The 17,632-nt window shown below is 30.6% G+C and carries 13 protein-coding genes; 6 read left to right on the top strand and 7 right to left on the bottom strand.

The window, feature by feature from the left end:
• Positions 1–57: 57 nt before the first annotated feature.
• Positions 58–945, top strand: coding sequence for a polyprenyl synthetase family protein (locus tag HMPREF9630_RS02975; protein WP_009527050.1), 888 nt, complete (start codon positions 58–60; stop codon positions 943–945).
• A gap of 40 nt (positions 946–985) precedes the next feature.
• On the opposite strand, the gene HMPREF9630_RS02970 is transcribed toward HMPREF9630_RS02975, so the two are convergent.
• From HMPREF9630_RS02970 to HMPREF9630_RS02960, 3 genes are read right to left on the bottom strand one after another with little or no spacing between them, the layout of a single operon-like run.
• Positions 986–2,854: an ABC transporter ATP-binding protein gene (locus HMPREF9630_RS02970; RefSeq protein WP_009527049.1), complete on the bottom strand. Its 1,869-nt coding sequence runs from the start codon at positions 2,852–2,854 to the stop codon at positions 986–988.
• Entirely contained in the window at positions 2,844–4,577 is a 1,734-nt protein-coding gene (locus HMPREF9630_RS02965) for an ABC transporter ATP-binding protein (RefSeq protein ID WP_009527048.1), read from the bottom strand. Before HMPREF9630_RS02965 ends, HMPREF9630_RS02970 begins: the two co-directional genes overlap by 11 nt.
• A 39-nt stretch (positions 4,578–4,616) precedes the next feature.
• Positions 4,617–5,057 (bottom strand): MarR family winged helix-turn-helix transcriptional regulator, encoded by a 441-nt coding sequence (locus tag HMPREF9630_RS02960; RefSeq protein WP_009527047.1) that lies wholly within the window; start codon positions 5,055–5,057, stop codon positions 4,617–4,619.
• Positions 5,058–5,443: 386 nt separating this feature from the next.
• Between HMPREF9630_RS02960 and aspS the strand changes: the two genes are divergently transcribed.
• Both aspS and HMPREF9630_RS02950 read left to right on the top strand, forming a co-directional pair.
• Positions 5,444–7,216: an aspartate--tRNA ligase gene (gene aspS / locus HMPREF9630_RS02955; RefSeq protein ID WP_009527046.1), complete on the top strand. Its 1,773-nt coding sequence runs from the start codon at positions 5,444–5,446 to the stop codon at positions 7,214–7,216.
• Positions 7,217–7,334: 118 nt separating this feature from the next.
• The gene (locus HMPREF9630_RS02950; RefSeq protein ID WP_009525350.1) at positions 7,335–7,769 is read left to right on the top strand and encodes a SoxR reducing system RseC family protein; all 435 of its coding nucleotides are present in this window, start codon (positions 7,335–7,337) and stop codon (positions 7,767–7,769) included.
• Positions 7,770–7,926: 157 nt separating this feature from the next.
• Here HMPREF9630_RS02950 and HMPREF9630_RS02945 read toward each other — a convergent pair whose 3' ends face one another.
• Genes HMPREF9630_RS02945 through HMPREF9630_RS02935 form a run of 3 tightly spaced genes read right to left on the bottom strand, consistent with a single transcriptional unit; the run spans position 7,927 to position 11,610 of the window.
• Complete coding sequence (locus HMPREF9630_RS02945; protein ID WP_009527045.1) at positions 7,927–8,535, bottom strand: thymidine kinase; 609 nt, start codon at positions 8,533–8,535, stop codon at positions 7,927–7,929.
• Between the two features lie 16 nt (positions 8,536–8,551).
• Entirely contained in the window at positions 8,552–9,232 is a 681-nt protein-coding gene (locus tag HMPREF9630_RS02940) for a metallophosphoesterase (protein WP_009525348.1), read from the bottom strand.
• Positions 9,233–9,252: 20 nt separating this feature from the next.
• Positions 9,253–11,610, bottom strand: a complete 2,358-nt coding sequence (locus HMPREF9630_RS02935) for an endonuclease MutS2 (protein WP_009527044.1) — start codon at positions 11,608–11,610, stop codon at positions 9,253–9,255.
• Positions 11,611–11,967: 357 nt separating this feature from the next.
• Here HMPREF9630_RS02935 and HMPREF9630_RS02930 point away from each other — a divergent pair, with 357 nt between their 5' ends.
• Positions 11,968–13,137: a M20 family metallopeptidase gene (locus HMPREF9630_RS02930; RefSeq protein WP_009527043.1), complete on the top strand. Its 1,170-nt coding sequence runs from the start codon at positions 11,968–11,970 to the stop codon at positions 13,135–13,137.
• A gap of 193 nt (positions 13,138–13,330) precedes the next feature.
• On the opposite strand, the gene HMPREF9630_RS02925 is transcribed toward HMPREF9630_RS02930, so the two are convergent.
• Positions 13,331–14,914, bottom strand: a complete 1,584-nt coding sequence (locus HMPREF9630_RS02925; RefSeq protein WP_009527042.1) for a diguanylate cyclase domain-containing protein — start codon at positions 14,912–14,914, stop codon at positions 13,331–13,333.
• Between the two features lie 516 nt (positions 14,915–15,430).
• Here HMPREF9630_RS02925 and groES point away from each other — a divergent pair.
• Positions 15,431–15,715, top strand: a complete 285-nt coding sequence (gene groES, locus HMPREF9630_RS02920) for a co-chaperone GroES (protein ID WP_009525344.1) — start codon at positions 15,431–15,433, stop codon at positions 15,713–15,715.
• A 174-nt stretch (positions 15,716–15,889) separates the two neighbouring features.
• Complete coding sequence (gene groL / locus HMPREF9630_RS02915) at positions 15,890–17,512, top strand: chaperonin GroEL (RefSeq protein ID WP_009527041.1); 1,623 nt, start codon at positions 15,890–15,892, stop codon at positions 17,510–17,512.
• The last annotated feature ends 120 nt before the right edge of the window (positions 17,513–17,632 follow it).

Genomic DNA, 17,632 nt, shown 5'->3' with positions numbered 1-17,632 from the left:
ATATTTAAAAAATATATATGTTTATAACAGTATAAAAATAAAATGGAGAAAAATAAAATGGACATTAAAAATGTTATGCAAGCTGATAAAAAACTTATAGAAGATAGATTAATGGAGCTTATGAATATAAATTTGACATATTCATCTAAGATATTAGATTCTATGAGATATTCACTTTCAGCCGGTGGAAAGAGGATAAGACCTTGTATTTTTGTTGAAGTTTTAAAATCATATAATATAGATGTTAAAAAATATTTAGACGTAGCCTGCGTGATAGAGATGATACATACATACTCGCTCATACATGATGACTTGCCGGCTATGGATAATGATACTCTAAGGCGAGGTAAACCTACAAATCATATGGTGTATGGTGATGCCATAGCTATACTTGCAGGAGATGCACTTCTCAATTTTGCATACGAATTGTTATTTAAGTTTATAAAAAACAATTTTCAAATAAATTCTGTAAAAGCGTGTGAAGAAATATCAAATTGTGCAGGTATATATGGAATGATAGGCGGACAGGTCAGTGATATAATAAATGAAAATAAAGATATAAGCTCAGGTAATCTCGAATATATACACGAAAATAAGACCGCTAAACTTATAATTGCTTCTATGGTATCGGCAGGATATTTGGCAAATGCAGATGAAAATGATATGGAACATTTAAGAAAATATGCTTATAATCTGGGTATGGCATTTCAAATATCAGATGATATACTGGATATTATAGGTAATGAAAAATTACTTGGAAAAAGTGTAGGTAAAGATGTAGATGAAGGAAAAAATACTTATCCTAAGTATTTCGGTATAGAAAAGTCTAAAGAAAAACTTAATGGATATGTAAATAGCGCTATAGATGAAATATCTGAAATAAAAGACAAAGATATGAGTTTTTTTGCTCAGCTTGCAACTTATATAGGTAATAGAAAATATTAAAAAAGTGTACTTGCATTTATTTGCAGTACACTTTTTGCCTTTAGTCTAATTCTGTTTTACCTGTATATAGTTTGTAGTATTCGCCTTTTTGAGCGATAAGTTCTTCGTGGTTGCCACGTTCTATTATTCTTCCATGATCAAGTACCATTATTGCATCGCTGTTTTTGATTGTTGAAAGTCTATGTGCTATTACAAAAACCGTTCTGCCTTTCATTAAATTATCCATACCTTTTTGAACAATTGCTTCTGTTCTCGTGTCTATATTTGATGTTGCTTCGTCCAATATCAGTACAGGCGGATTGGAGATGGCTGCTCTTGCTATTGATATTAATTGTTTTTGACCTTGAGATAATTCTTCTCCTGAGCCTGATATTACTGTGTTATATCCATCTGAAAGCATATTTATAAAACCGTCTGCTTGAGCTAATTTTGCAGCATTTATTACTTCTTCGTCTGTTGCGTCCAATTTACCGTATCTTATATTTTCTGCAATAGTTCCTGTAAATAGTTTGGTATCTTGTAATACCACTCCGAGTGAGCGTCTAAGACTTTCTTTTTTTATCTTGTTGATATTTATATCATCATATCTTATTTTGCCGTCATCTATGTCATAAAATCTGTTTATAAGGTTTGTTATGGTAGTTTTGCCTGCACCTGTTGCACCAACAAAGGCTATTTTTTGACCGGGTTTTGCATATAATGATATATTTTGTAATACTTTTTTACCTTCTACATAGCTGAAATCCATATCAAATATTTTTATATCGCCTTTTAATTCTTCATATGTCACACGTCCGTCACTGTGAGGGTGTTTCCAGCCCCACATACCTGTTTTGTATGGAACAGGTATTATTCCGTTTTTTTCGTCTTTTTCTATATCTACAAGTGTAACATAACCTTCATCCTGTTCTACTTGTTCATCCAACTGTTCAAATATTCTTTGGGTACCGGCTAATGCCAACACTACTGAATTTAATTGTTGTGCTATTTGCATAAAGGGTTGTGTAAAACTTTTAGAGAATTGGAGATATGATACAAGTACGCCTATTGTTATGTTGCCTATGTTGTTTATAGATAATATTGCACCGAATACAGCCGTTATAACGAAAGTTATGTTGCCTATATTGGAGATAACAGGTGGTATATTGTTTACATAGATATTTGCAGTTTTTGCGCTTTCAAATAACTTTTCATTTAATTCGTCAAATTCTTGCTTTGATTTTTCTTCATGATTGAATATTTTTACAACTCTTTGACCTGTAATTCTTTCTTCTATAAATCCGGTTATGCTTGCTATATTTTTTTGTTGATATCCGAAAAATTTACCGCTTATAGATGTCATTTTTCTAACAACAAAAAACATTATTATCACCATAATACCTGCTGCAACTGTTAAAATAGGGCTTAATATAATCATTGATATAACAGTTACTATTACTGTGAATATTGATTGTAATATTTGCGGTATTGCTTGATTTATCATCTGTCTTAGCGTGTCTGTGTCATTTGTATATAAACTCATTATAGAGCCGTTTGTATTTTTATCAAAATAACTTATAGGTAAATTTTGCATATGTGAGAACATATCATCTCTAAGTTTTTTTAATATATTTTGACCTATTTTTGCCATAAGTCTGTTGTATATGAAGCTTGCAACGACACCTGTCAAAAAAACTGCGCCGAGTATCATCAATGCTTTATAAAAATTTGTATAGTCAGGTGTGATTTGTTGTGATAGGGGAACTATATAGCCATCAAGCAATATTTTGAAAGAAAAGGCTACTGCCGTTGAACCTATTGCACTTATGAGTATACAGATGAATACTACTATAAAACCTGCTTTATGATCTTTTAATATATAGTTTGTTAATCTTTTCAGTGTGCTTTGTGAATTGTCTTTAGTTTTCATCTATAACACCTCCTTTTTTTTGTGCTTCATATGTTTCTTTATAGATTGTATTATTTTTTAACAAATTTTCAGGCGTATCATATCCTACAACTTTTCCGTCATCAAGCACTATTATTTTATCTGAATTTTCTACAGATGATATTCTTTGAGCTATTATTATCTTCGTAGTGTCTTTTAAATCCTCTGCGAAGGCTTGTCTTATTCTTGCATCAGTTTTTGTGTCAACTGCACTTGTAGAATCGTCTAATATTAGTATCTTAGGGTTTTTAAGGAGAGCTCTTGCTATGCACAGCCTTTGCTTTTGTCCTCCCGATACGTTGTTTCCACCTTCGTATATCCGCTCATCATATTTATTGGGAAATTCGTTTATAAATTCATCTGCGCATGCCATTTTACATACATTTTCCACTTCCTGCATACTTGCGTTTTCATTACCCCATTTTATATTTTCGGCAATAGTTCCTGTGAAAAGTGTATTTTTTTGCAATACCATAGATACGCTGTCTCTGAGTTTTTCCAAATCGTAGTTTTTTACATTTACACCGCCTACAAGTATTTCGCCTTGTGTTACATCATATAGTCTTGGTATTAAATGAACAAGAGTGGATTTGGAACTACCTGTTGCACCTATTATACCGATTGTTTGTCCACTTTCTATTTTTAAATTTATATTCTTGAGTGAAAGATGTTGCATATTGTCGCTATAACTGAATGATACATCTTTAAACTCTATACTTCCGTCTTTTACAACTTTTTCTCCGTTTTCAGGATTTTCCATAGTAGTTTTTTCATTCAACACTTCATTTATTCTTTCTATTGAACTTTCAGCTATTATCAACAAGATGAAAACTATTGACAAAGTTATTACAGATGTGAGTATTTGTAAGGCGTATACTATTATGCTTGTGAGTTGACCTGTTGTCATATCTCCTATGACAATACTTGTTCCTCCGTTTAGCAAAATTAATATTATTACGGTATATATTACAACTTGTGTAGCAGGTAATACTGATGCTACAAGCAATTCAGCTTTTATGAATAAATCATATATATTTTTTGATAGATTTTTGAATTTTTGGTTTTCATAATCTTCTCGTACAAATGATTTTACAACTCTTTGAGCGTTAACATTTTCTGAAACTGTATTATTTAAAACATCATAATTTTTAAAAACTTTTATAAAGTACGGGTGAGCTAATTTTGCAATAGAAATCAGTACTATTGCTAATAGTGGTACGCTTATCAAGAAAATCAAAGATATTTTAAGATTTATTTTCATTGACATTATAAGAGCCATTATTATCATTATAGGGCTTCTTGCAACTGTACGAACTCCCATCATATATGCCATTTGCACATTGGATATGTCTGTAGTAAGTCTTGTAACAAGACTTGATGAGGAAAATTTATCTATGTTTTTGAAAGAAAAATTTTGCACATTATAGAATATATCATGTCTTATATTTTTGCTAAGTCCGGCTCCGGATATTGCAGCATATCTTCCGGCAAGTATACCGAAAAATAGTGAAAATCCTGCCATAACAAGCAATACAATGCCTAATTTTATTACATAAGGAAGGTTGGAATTTTTTATGCCTATATCAATTATGTTAGCCATAAGATATGGTATGAAGATTTCAAGAAAAACTTCGAGCGATACAAAAAAAGGTGCAAGTATTGCCTCTTTTTTGTACTCTCTTAAAGATTTTAACAATGACAACATCTTATTAACTCCTTTTTATATTATTTTAAATTTTATAAATCAAGATTTATTTATATTTTCGTACATTTTATTTAAGCATTTTATACAAGCATTCAGCTCATTTTTTTCTATTCCTCGCAATAAATCATTATCAAAATTTATTTTTCCTTTTACTATTGACTGGGTCATTTCATATGCATTTTCTGTAAGGTGAAGTGTTTTAAGACGCCTGTCAATTTCAGAGTGTTTGCTTGTTATAAATTTTTTCTGCTCTAAAGATTTTATTATAGAAATTGTTGTTGGATGAGTTACTCCAAGTAAGTTTTGTATATCTTTTTGGGTTGTAATTTCAACAGTATTTTTTTCTCTTTCTTTTAAATATAATAGTATTTTTATTTGTTGCATGGTTAAATTCATTTTTTTGAAATCATTGTTTACCCTTTTTTCTATACTTATGTTCAATATTTTTATCAGTCGTACTATATCATTTTTTTTATGCAAGTTCTCATCTCCTTTAAGTCAAAAACGTGTATAAATCCAAGTTTTATAAGTTGTAATTTATGTAGGTTACTACATAAAATATGTTGTATGCTACATATTTTATTACTTATAAAATAAAATGTCAAGAAAAAATTTATTTTTTTTGAAAAATGTCATTTGCTATTGCAATTTATAAGCTAAAAATATAAAATGTAAGTATATTTTAATTAAATAATGGTATTGATATAGAACATAAGACTAATTTCGTTTAAAAAATTGATAATATATATAAAGTATTCGCAAATAAAATTATATTTTATAATTATTTGATTATTTGGAATAATTATAAGTGTAATTGAAAATTTATATAGGACAAAAAATATTTTTATAACATAAAGGAGAAAATAATGGATAAATTAAACGGATTGAAAAGAACGTCATACTGTGGAACACTCAGAATGTCCGATGTCGGCGAAAAAGTTGTACTTATGGGATGGGTGCAAAGATCAAGAAATTTGGGAGCATTAATATTTACAGATGTAAGAGACAGAAGCGGTCTATGCCAAGTAGTGTTTGATGAAAACACAAGTGAAGAGATATACAAAAAAGCTGAAACTTTAGGAAGCGAATATGTAATAGCTGTTGAAGGAACAGTAAGAGAGAGAAGCTCTAAAAATAAAGAAATACCTACTGGAGATATTGAGGTGTTTGCTACTAATTTATTGATATTAAATATTTCGCAAACTCCACCTATATATATCAAAGATGATGATGACGCATCTGAAAGTTTGAGATTGAAATACAGATATTTGGATCTTAGAAAAGCTAAGATGCAAGGCAATTTATTTTTAAGACATAAAGTTACACAATTAATAAGAAACTTTTTAACAGAAAAGGGATTTATAGAGATAGAAACACCTATATTGAACAAGCCGACTCCTGAAGGTGCAAGAGATTATTTGGTGCCAAGTAGAGTTAACAATGGAAAGTTTTATGCACTTCCTCAATCACCTCAATTATTCAAACAATTGTTGATGGTATCAGGATTCGACAGATATTTCCAAGTTGCAAGATGTTTCAGAGATGAAGATTTGAGAGCGGACAGACAGCCTGAATTTACACAAATAGACTGTGAGATGTCTTTTGTTGAACCGGAAGATGTTATGAGCGTTACTGAAGAAATGGTTCAAAAAATATTTAAAGAAGTGCTTGATGTAGATGTGAAATTACCGCTTCAAAGAATGACATATAAAGAAGCTATGGAAAGATTCGGTTCAGATAAGCCTGATATAAGATTCGGTTTTGAGATTAAAGATTTATCCGATATAGTTAAAAATTGTGGATTTTCAGTATTTGAAAATGCAGCAAATACTGAAAAATCATCAGTAAGAGCAATAAATGTAAATGGTTTTGAGGACAAGTTTTCAAGAAAAGCCATAACAAAATTGGAAGATGTAGCAAAGACATATGGAGCTAAAGGGCTTGCTTATATAAAATTTACAAAAGACGGTATCAATTCTCCTATTGCAAAATTCATGAGCGAAGAAAAAATGGGCGAAATTCTTACAAGAATGGAAGCTAAAGAGGGCGATTTGATATTGTTTGTTGCAGATAAAAACAAAGTCGTTTTCGATGCTTTGGGACATTTAAGAATAGAGGTTGCAAAGCAACTTGATATGTTGAAATCTGATGATTACAAATTGTTGTTTGTAACTGAGTTTCCTCAATTTGAATACGATGAAGAAGAACAAAGATACGTGGCAATGCACCATCCATTTACAATGCCTATGGACGAAGATTTGCAGTTGCTTGACACAGACAGGGAAAATGTGAGAGCAAAAGCCTATGATATAGTGCTTAACGGCATAGAATTAGGTGGGGGAAGTATAAGAATACACGACAGCAAAGTTCAGGAAAAAATGTTTGAGTGCTTAGGATTTTCGACAGAATCTGCTTGGGATAAGTTCGGATTTTTATTAGAGGCATTCAAATACGGTACACCTCCTCATGGTGGTATAGCATTGGGGCTTGACAGATTTATAATGTTGCTTGCAAAAGAAGAATCAATAAGAGATGTAATAGCATTTCCTAAAAATCAAAATGCAATTTGTCCATTAACATCAGCGCCTGCTATGGCAGATGAGAAAGCATTGGAAGAACTCGGAATAAAATTGAGATAAATTTTAGAGATTTTATAATTTGTAACGATGTTTAGTATAATGTAATAAAAATCATTGTTTAAAAGCTCATTACAATATATTTTTCATAAAGAGTATAGTGCTTAGAAAGGAAAAGACCATGAAAGAGCTCGGAGAAGTCATAAGAATAGAAGGAAAAAATGCAATAGTGAGAGTAAATCGTTCAAGTGCTTGTGGTACTTGTACAGCTTGCAGTATGGGTATGGAGAATAAAAAATTTATAGAGCTTACTGTATCGAACACTGTAAATGCAAGTGAAAAAGATATAGTAGAGCTTGATATGGAAACTCCTAATATACTTCTTGCAGCATTTATAATTTATGGAATACCGCTTATTTCTATGCTTTTTGGAGTAATGCTCGGATATTATGTATTGTTTAAAGAAAACGTACTTGCAAGTGTAATTTCAGCATTTGTATTTTTGATAATATCATTTGTAGCAATAAGGCTTAATGAAGAAAAGATAAAGGCATCAAGCAAATTTTTTCCTACTATAAGTAGAAAAATACCGCAAGAATATACACCGATAGCATAAAAATAAAAAAGGCTGTCATTAATATATAATAATACTACTATCCATTAAAAATAGAAATTTTTCGATATATTTGAGAATATCTTAGTTTAATTGGATTTTAGTATAATATATTAGTGGCAGTCTTTTATAATGATATAAAATAAATGATGAATATTATTTATTGATTTTCTGCATCTTTAAGAGCTTTGTTGTAGCACTTTCCGCATACTTGCATATATTTTGTGTCGTCTGTTTCTATAACTGTACCGCTTTCAGCATTTGTGAGGAGTTTACCGTCTATGTACAGTAAATGAAATATGGCTTTTCTATCTCCACACATTTCGCATATTGTCTTTATTTCTTCCAAGTTGCTTGAATGTGCTATAAGATGTGCAGAGCCTTCAAACGGATTGCCGAGAAAGTCTATTTTAAGACCGTAGCACATAACTAATTTATCGTGTTTATAAGCTAATATTGACAGTTGTTTTGCGTGATGTTTTGTCAAAAACTGTGATTCATCTACCAATATAACATCTATTTTTTTATCATCGTCTTTTTCTTTTTTCAGCACCATATCGGCAATATTATCATCTTTATGGACTAAAGTGGCTAAAACTGACAAATCGTCGGACAATCTCGTTTTTATTATTCCTATATCTCTTGTGTCGATTGCCGGTTTTAGTATAAAAACATTTTTATTGTTTTGTGTGTAATTATAGTTTACACCGAGCAGATTGAGCGATTTTCCGGAGTTCATAGTACCGTATCTAAAAATTAATTTTCCCATTATATCTCCTGTTATTTTAGAATATTTTTTTCAATTTGAAATTCAAATAATCGCAAGATACCAAATGGTAGTGTACGTTATTTACAATTTCTTTATAACTTAAATCAAAGCTTTGACTTCCATGCAGATGACCGTAGATTACAGTTTTTATATTATTTTCTTCAATCAAGTCTACAAATTTTGAGCGTTCTTTTTTTTCATTTGTAGGCGGGTAATGAAGTATCAATATTATTTCTTTTTGAGTGGATTTAGCAAGGGATATTGCTGTTTGAAGTCTTATAGCTTCTCTTTCGTAGAGTTTTTTGTCTTGTTCACTGAAATGTTCGCTATTTGGACAAGTCCAACCTCTTGTACCGCAAAATACATAGTCATTTGTTTCATAGATGTTGTTTTGAATAAAAAACATATTATTGTTAAAGTTTTCCAATTTTTTGATTGATGTCCACCAAAAATCGTGATTACCTTTAATTAGTATTTTTTTGCCTTTTTGATTTGCAATTTTTTCGAGATCTTTTAAGCCGTCGTCTAACTTCAAAGCCCAAGATATATCGCCTGCTATGATGACTATATCATCATCTTGTACTTTATTATTCCAATCTTGCCATATCTTGTTTTCGTGATCTGTCCAACCGAATTTTTCCATAGATTTCGAACCGTCGGATGACAGGTGAAGGTCTGCTATAGCATATATGTTCATCTTTTAGGTGTAGAGCAAAATTATTTTAAAGTTGCTACGGTTACACCCATTCCCCCCTCTCCATACTGTCCGTCACGGAATGATTTTATATGTTTATGTTTTTTTAGGTATGACTGAAGTCCTTTCTTTAATACCAGTGTACCTACACCATGTATTATTGTCACTTCTGACAGACCGGCAAGATATGAGTTGTCGATGTATTTATCTACTTCAAGTATGGCTGTTTCCAAATCCATACCTCTCAAATCTACTGAGGTTTGTGCTGTTTTTGTCTTATTTGTCAATATTTTTCCGGCTTTTGTAGATTTTTTCTCTTTAATTTTTTCTTGAGTTGATAAGTTTTCTTTTTTTACGGTCATTTTTATAGCGCCAAGTTCTATAAGTACCTCGTCTTTTGCATCATCCACTGACAATACTTTTGCATTTTTTGCAAAGCTGTTTACATAGACTATATCACCTACATTTATATTTTCAAGCGGTTTTGAGCTTTTTGCAATCAATTCTTCTTTTGATTTTGCGTATTTTTCTTTGTATTTGTTGATATTTGTCTTTAGCTCGTTCATCTGTCTGTCAATATTTTTGTAGTCGGAGGAGTTTTTTATTTTGTTTAAATTTTTGGATATTATATCGGCTTCCGATTTTGCATCTTCGATTAGTTTTCTCGCTTTTTCTTTTGCATCTTCAATTAATTTTTTATTTTGTTCTTTTTGTCTTTGTTCTTTATTTTCCAGTTTTAAGCGTATATATTTTACATCTTCTAATTCTTTTTGGAGTTCTTCTTGTTTTTTTTCATAATCCGTTCTTATTTTTTCCAGTTTTGAAATTACATCTTCCATTTGTATGGAGTCTGTTTTTATATGTTCTTTGGCACTATTTATTATTTCTTCAGATAAGCCTAATTTTTTTGATATTTCAAATGCGTTTGATTTTCCGGGCACACCGATTAAGAGTTTGTATGTTGGTGATAATGTGTTTATGTCAAATTCTACTGACGCATTTGTAACATTTTCTTGCGTAAGTGCATAATTTTTAAGCTCACTGTAGTGTGTGGTTGCTACAGTCAAAATATTTTTGCTTTTAAGTGTTTCAAGTATGGATACTGCAAGTCCTGCTCCTTCTATAGGATCTGTTCCTGCACCGAGTTCATCAAATAACACCAATGAATTGTTGCCAACATTATCCATTATATAGACAATATTTGTCATATGTGCAGAAAATGTTGAAAGGCTCTGTTGTATACTTTGTTCATCTCCTATATCTGCAAACACATTGTCAAATATGCAAATTGTACTTTCCAAATCACAAGGTATGTGTAGCCCTGCTTGAAACATAAGTGAGCAAAGTCCGAGAGTTTTGAGTGTAACAGTCTTACCACCTGTATTAGGTCCTGTTATTATTAGTGTGGAGTATTCTCCTCCAAGTATTATTGTGGAGCTTACAACTTTGTCTTTTTCTATGAGTGGGTGTCTTGCATTTATTAGCTTGATATATTTTCTGTCGTTTATTTTCGGTTCTATAGCATTCATCTCTACGGATAATTTGCCTTTTGCCATAATAAAGTCAAGTTGTTCGAGTATATCACAGTTATGTGATATATCTTCACAATATTCTCCTACCAATGAAGTAAGATATGCGAGTATTCTTTCTATTTCTTTGTGTTCTTCCTGTTTGAGAGTAGATAGGCGATTGTTCATATTCACTATAGCCATAGGCTCTATAAACATTGTTGCCCCTGATGATGAGGTATCGTGAACTATTCCCGGAAAATCAGCTCGGTTTTCAGATTTTACAGGCACTACAAATCTTTCGTTACGCATTGTAACTACAGAGTCTTGTAGTATTTTTGAATATTTTGATGAGCTTACAAACTCATTTAATTTGTTTTTTATGTTTTGTTTTTCGCTGTTTATCTGTCTTCTTATTCTCCTTAAATCTACACTTGCATCATCCGATATTTCCGTTTCGGATAAGATTGATCTTTCTATTTCATCTTCTATATGTTTAAATATGTTTATTTCTTCTGATAGTGAACGTATGACAGGTATATCATTGAACTGTTCTACATATGCTTTGGAAATTCTTGCGGTTCTTAGAGTATCGCCTATTTTAAGTAATGATTTTGCGTCTAAAACAGAGCCTATTTGCGCTTTTCTTGACAGCAATCTTATATCGTATATTGCACCAAATGGTATGGAGCCTCTTGTGAGGATTATACTTTGTGCCTCGCTGGTCTGTTTTTGATACAAGCTTATGATTTCTTTTTTAGCTGACGGCATAAGAGAGTCAATCATTTTTTTGGCTCCATCAGATACGGCATAGCTGTGCAGTATGGATTTAATCTTGTCAAATTCGAGTGTTTTTATATATTTTTCGTACATTTCATTTCCTTTCGAGTCAGTGTATATGAAAATTTCATAAATATATAATAAAGTATATTGTTAAAATATTTATAAAATATAGTGTTTTAAAATTCTAATAAAATTTTTGTAAAATAAATCTATAATATTATATCATAAATTTATAATATTTTTGATGAAAATTACATTTCATAACATTTTGCTTTATTTTTAAAAATTTATGAACTATAATAACTGTGGTAAGTTATCAAAAAATAATTATAAGGAATTAACTCTGCTGTAAAATATATTGAGATTTTTATAATTTTAGAGTTGTGATTCAGCTGATAATTATTTTTTATTATCGTAAATTAATAATACATAAAAGGAAGTAGGAAGATGAAAAAATATTTTGATTTAATAAATGATAAAGAACTGCTTGATATATTTGCGAATGCTGTGAAGATACCGAGCATAAATCCACCAGGAAAAGAGAAAAAGATGTGCGAATATGTGGAGAATTTACTCAAAATAAATGATATAGAATATGAGAAAATAATTGTGGAAGAGGACAGATATGACATAGTTGCAAGAATAAGAGGCAAATCAAATGAAAACAGCATAATTTTTACAGGGCATATGGATGTTGTGCCGGTATCTGATGAAGAGATGAAAAGATGGAGTTACGAGCCTTTTTCAGCTACTATAAAAGAGGGTTTTTTGTACGGAAGAGGCAGTAGTGATATGAAAAGCGGGCTTATTTCAGCGATATACGCTATGATTGTACTTAAAAGGAATAATATTATTCCTCCAAACGATATTATCTTGGTAGCTACAATAGACGAAGAAAACTATATGAAAGGCTCAAAAGCACTATTAAATTCAAAGCTCATATCAGATGCGAAATATCTTGTAGTTTGTGAGCCTACTGATTTGAAAATATGTAACAAAGGAAAGGGGAGAACTTGGGCAGATGTATATGTAAAAGGCAAAACCGCTCACGGCTCTCAAGCAGGTGTTGGAGAAAATGCTATATATCTTGCTATAAGACTTATAGAAAAAATAAAAAATACTAATTTTGACGAGTATTCATCAGATGAAAACGGAAGCTCATTTTGGAGAACACTTGCAATAAATGCAGGAGTAGAGCCTCAAGTAGTACCGGATAAATGTACATTTACAGTAGATGCAAGACTTTCTGTAGGACACGAAACAAGTGAAGTATGGCAAAAATTGGACGAACTCATACAAGAGGTGAAAAGTGAAGTGCCGGATTTTGATGCAAGCTATGAGATAATAGACGAGCGTCACTCTTGGCATACAAGTGAAGAGAATAATTTGATAAGATTGGTAAAAAAAGGATTGGATAGTATAAACGAAAAATGCGAACTTGATATATTTGCAGGTTCAACAGATGCAAGCGTACTTATAAAAAACTCGCTTATACCCGTAATAATAGGACCTGGAGATTTGAGTGTAGTCCATAGAGAAAATGAATGTATAAAAATAGAGCAGTTGTACAAAGCGTGCAGATTATATATGAGTATGATGATTACAGGAATTATTTAGGAAATTTTTAAAATTTTTTAGATAGATTAATATTTACTTGAGGAATTTATGAACAAGCATAAAAATAATAATATAATTGATGATATGAGAAAATTTTTTAAGATATTGAAATATGGTAAATTTAAAATTTGATAATAAGATTTTGCAAAATAAAAGACTGTTATCAATAAATATTGACAGCAGTCTTTTATCATTATAATGAAGGGAATCTTGAATTGCCTTCCATTTGTATATATTGTTTTAGTCTGTAATTTGAAAGATATACACTTATAAGATGGGAAAATTTTATCAGCAAGTCCACTAATTTTAAACTCCAATATTTTTTGCCGTGACATTCATCGAAGCCGAGCATACCGAATCTTTGACCGCCGTTTTTAAGCTCACATTGGAGTACGGAGGTTATATTTTGAGGTTTTAATACATAGTATATAGGATCAGGATAAAATTCTTCAATATCTTTACAATATAATAGGCCGTTTGTTTCATCAAACTTATCGAATATAGCTTTTACACTATCAATAGTAAGAGCTTGAAGATTTTCCATTTCAGAGTCTATACCTTCATTACACCATTCAAACGTGTTTCTAAACCTCGTGTGATTTTCTGCATATTCAAATATATATACTCTGTCTACTCCGGTTTTTTGACCGAGTAATGATAATATCAAATTTATGGCACCGGGTATATCATCAGAATCGTTTAAAAGATTGAACGAATACCAAAGTAGCCAATCTCCCTCAGTTTCAGGCTCCATATTCTTTGAATCTATATGTGTATGTTTAGTTTCAGCATTCAAATAGTGATATGTTTTTGGTAGAGCATCGTAAAAAAATATTTGTCCTTTTCCTTCTTCTTTGGCATAATATAAAGCTGTGTCAGCTTTTTTATATAGGTCATCAAAAGTTTTTCCGTCATTTGGATATAGTGATACACCTATACTGCAAGTTATCGGTAAGCCTGTAGAACGCCTTTTTGAAATTTCAGCGATTGATTTTATTAAATCATTGGCTTTATCCATAGCTATATCTTTAGATTGAATATCTTTAAGAAATACAATCATTTCATCTCCGCCGACTCTACACAATATGTCAGTACTTCTGTATAAGGAGCGTAGAGATTTGGCTATATCTACTAATATGGTATCAGCATAAGGATGACCATATGTGTCATTTATTGTTTTAAAATTATCAATATCAAGGATAAAAAATACCGCTTTTGAGTTATCTACTTCATATTTTAAATAATTATCTATAAGAATTTGAGTAGTAACTCTGTTGTATAGATTTGTAAGTCCGTCATGTTCGGCTTTTTTCGTAAGCAAACGCATAGCTTTTTTTTGATAAGTTATATCTACAAGCGCACTGCAATATTCATATTCATTACTGGAACATTGACATATCATACCTTTGCTTAGTACCCATACGAGTTTGCCTGATTTAGTTATAATTCTAAATTCCATATCTATATCTATGCTTGAAGGTTTAATATTCATAGATTCTGTTACAACGTTTTGTAAATCTTCGGAATATATTATACTTGCAAAACTGTTGTTGTATAATCTAATTAATTCTTCGCGTGTATATTCAGTCAATCTCAAAAAACCGTCATTCATATATGTAAGAGTGAGATCTTTATCATTTTTGCAGCGGAATATTCCACAAGGAAGCATATTATGAATGAAAGAAAAGTCAGGGTATTTAAGAAAAAAACTATTCAGAGAATCATCGTTATTTTCAGAAATATTACTGAATTCAGTTTTTTTAATATTTTCATACATATAATTATTTACCTTCCATAAAATCATTAAAATTACAATTTTATAAAATAAAAATTGCTATAGTTACTATTATATTAAATTTATTAAGCACAATCAAGTATTTTTTACTAAAAAAGTTAAGTATATTTTTTACAAAAAATATATAAAATTTTTACAAAAGATAATTTTATTTTTTCTGTTAATTATATTTTGTAAATACAACATATACCGCTATTTGTTTAATGATAATTTAAAATATCAAAATTTATAAAGAGAATAAAAGTATAAATATTTAAAATGATTATATAATTAAAATTATTAAGAATATTTTAAAAATTATAAATTAGAATATCTTATAGAAAAAATTGTGTATTTGTTAATGCAATTTAGGTATATAAAAAATTTAATATTTATTATAAAAAACTATTGCAAAAAAATTTTTTTGTTATATAATAATATATGTGGTTAGCACTCGTATTAATTGAGTGCTAACATAAAAAGGTTAATTATTTATATTTATATAGGAGGCAATTAATAATGAAAATAAGACCATTGGCTGACAGAGTAGTAATAAAAAGATTAGAGGCTGAGGAAAAGACTAAGGGAGGAATAATACTTACAGGAAGCGCTAAAGAGCAACCACAAGAGGCTGAGGTAGTAGAAGTAGGACCAGGTGGAGTGATTGATGGAAAAGAAATAAAAATGGAAGTTAAAAAAGGTGACAAAGTATTATTTTCTAAATATGCAGGTACAGAAGTAAAGATAGACGGACAAGAATATACAATATTAAGACAAAATGACATACTTGCAGTAGTTGAATAATATAATTTATTGCAATGGTTTGTTTATTTTATAAAAGTATTACAGATACAGAAGTATTGACTGATGAGTTTTGAAACTTATGTAAAAAAATATATAAAAAAGAAAAATATATTTCAAATGTAGATAATAAAGTTTTACAGATTAATTTACAAGAATAATTCGGAGGTAATATAAATGGCAAAAGAAATTAAATTTTCAGAAGAGGCAAGAAAATCATTGGAAAGAGGTGTCAATAAATTAGCTGACACAGTAAAAGTTACACTTGGGCCTAAAGGAAGAAATGTAATACTACAAAAAAGTTTCGGAGCACCGCTTATAACTAATGACGGTGTTACAATAGCCAAAGAAATAGAATTGGAAGATGCTTACGAAAATATGGGTAGCGAGCTTGTAAAAGAAGTTGCTACAAAAACTAATGATATAGCAGGAGACGGAACTACTACTGCAACTGTTCTTGCTCAAGCAATAGTAAGAGAAGGATTAAAAAACGTAGCTGCCGGTTCTAACCCTATACTACTTAGAAAAGGTATAAATAAGGCTGTAGATATTGCAGTGGAAACTTTAAAGAAAAATTCAAAAACAGTAGAAAATAAAGAATCAATAGCACAAGTAGCAGCAATATCAGCAGGTGATGAACAAATAGGTCAACTTATAGCAGACGCTATGGAAAAAGTAGGAAAAGACGGAGTAATAACAGTAGAAGAATCAAAATCTATGGGTACAAATCTTAATGTGGTTGAAGGTATGCAATTTGATAGAGGATATGTATCAGCATATATGGCAACAGATGTTGAAAAAATGGAAGCAGTTTTACAAGATCCGTATATACTAATAACAGATAGAAAAATAAGCTCAATACAAGATATACTGCCTATACTTGAGCAAATAGTACAACAAGGCAGAAAACTTGTAATAATAGCTGAAGATGTTGAAGGAGAAGCACTATCAACACTTGTAGTAAATAAGTTGAGAGGAACATTTGATGTAGTAGCAGTTAAAGCACCTGGATTTGGCGACAGAAGAAAAGAAATGCTACAAGATATAGCAATACTTACAGGTGGACAAGTAATATCAGATGAATTAGGATTTGATATAAAAGAAACTTCACTTGAACAATTAGGAAAAGCTGCTACTGTAAAGGTTACAAAAGAAAATACTACAATAGTTGATGGAGCAGGAGCTCAAGATAAAATAGTTGAAAGAGTTGAACAAATAAAAAGACAAATAGAAGATACAACTTCAGAATTCGATAAGGAAAAATTACAAGAAAGATTAGCAAAATTATCAGGTGGTGTTGCAGTAATAGAAGTAGGAGCAGCAACAGAAACAGAACTTAAAGAGAAAAAATTAAGAATGGAAGATGCACTTAATGCAACAAGAGCAGCAGTAGAAGAAGGAATAGTTGCAGGTGGAGGTACGGCTCTAATAGAAGCTATGAAAGCTGTAGAAAAAGAAGTAGAAAAAGAAACAGCAGAAGAAAAAACAGGAATGCAAATAGTTGCAAAAGCACTTCAAGAACCGTTGAAACAAATAGCTACAAATGCAGGTTTGGAAGGTGCAGTAATTGTAGAAAATGTTAAGAAATCATCAACTAATGAAGGTTTTGATGCGTTGAATGAAAAATATGTAGATATGATAGCAGCAGGAATAATAGATCCTACTAAGGTTACACGTTCAGCATTACAAAATGCGGCATCAATAGCAGCAATACTTCTTACAACAGAATCAGCAGTAGTAGAAATTAAAAAAGACGAACCTCAAATGCCAATGGGTGGCGGAATGCCGGGAATGATGTAGTCCAAAATAAAGTTAAAAAATAAAACCTAAATTTTTTAGGTTTTATTTTTTTGCAATTTTTTATAAATTTTGCTAAAATATATATGACTATTTTAAGGTTAATAAGATATAATATTTTAG

The organism is Peptoanaerobacter stomatis (assembly GCF_000238095.2).
Taxonomy (GTDB): domain Bacteria; phylum Bacillota; class Clostridia; order Peptostreptococcales; family Filifactoraceae; genus Peptoanaerobacter; species Peptoanaerobacter stomatis_A.
Note: the sequence above shows the minus strand (reverse complement) of the source record. Positions and strands in the feature narration are given on the sequence as shown.

Bases quoted from the DNA above. Each gene is read 5' to 3' on its own strand.
- HMPREF9630_RS02975 (WP_009527050.1), top strand. From the start codon at position 58: ATGGACATTAAAAATGTTATGCAAGCTGATAAAAAACTTATAGAAGAT.
- HMPREF9630_RS02970 (WP_009527049.1), bottom strand. From the start codon at position 2,854: ATGAAAACTAAAGACAATTCACAAAGCACACTGAAAAGATTAACAAAC.
- HMPREF9630_RS02965 (WP_009527048.1), bottom strand. From the start codon at position 4,577: ATGTTGTCATTGTTAAAATCTTTAAGAGAGTACAAAAAAGAGGCAATA.
- aspS (WP_009527046.1), top strand. From the start codon at position 5,444: ATGGATAAATTAAACGGATTGAAAAGAACGTCATACTGTGGAACACTC.
- HMPREF9630_RS02950 (WP_009525350.1), top strand. From the start codon at position 7,335: ATGAAAGAGCTCGGAGAAGTCATAAGAATAGAAGGAAAAAATGCAATA.
- HMPREF9630_RS02945 (WP_009527045.1), bottom strand. From the start codon at position 8,535: ATGGGAAAATTAATTTTTAGATACGGTACTATGAACTCCGGAAAATCG.
- HMPREF9630_RS02940 (WP_009525348.1), bottom strand. From the start codon at position 9,232: ATGAACATATATGCTATAGCAGACCTTCACCTGTCATCCGACGGTTCG.
- HMPREF9630_RS02935 (WP_009527044.1), bottom strand. From the start codon at position 11,610: ATGTACGAAAAATATATAAAAACACTCGAATTTGACAAGATTAAATCC.
- HMPREF9630_RS02930 (WP_009527043.1), top strand. From the start codon at position 11,968: ATGAAAAAATATTTTGATTTAATAAATGATAAAGAACTGCTTGATATA.
- HMPREF9630_RS02925 (WP_009527042.1), bottom strand. From the start codon at position 14,914: ATGTATGAAAATATTAAAAAAACTGAATTCAGTAATATTTCTGAAAAT.
- groES (WP_009525344.1), top strand. From the start codon at position 15,431: ATGAAAATAAGACCATTGGCTGACAGAGTAGTAATAAAAAGATTAGAG.
- groL (WP_009527041.1), top strand. From the start codon at position 15,890: ATGGCAAAAGAAATTAAATTTTCAGAAGAGGCAAGAAAATCATTGGAA.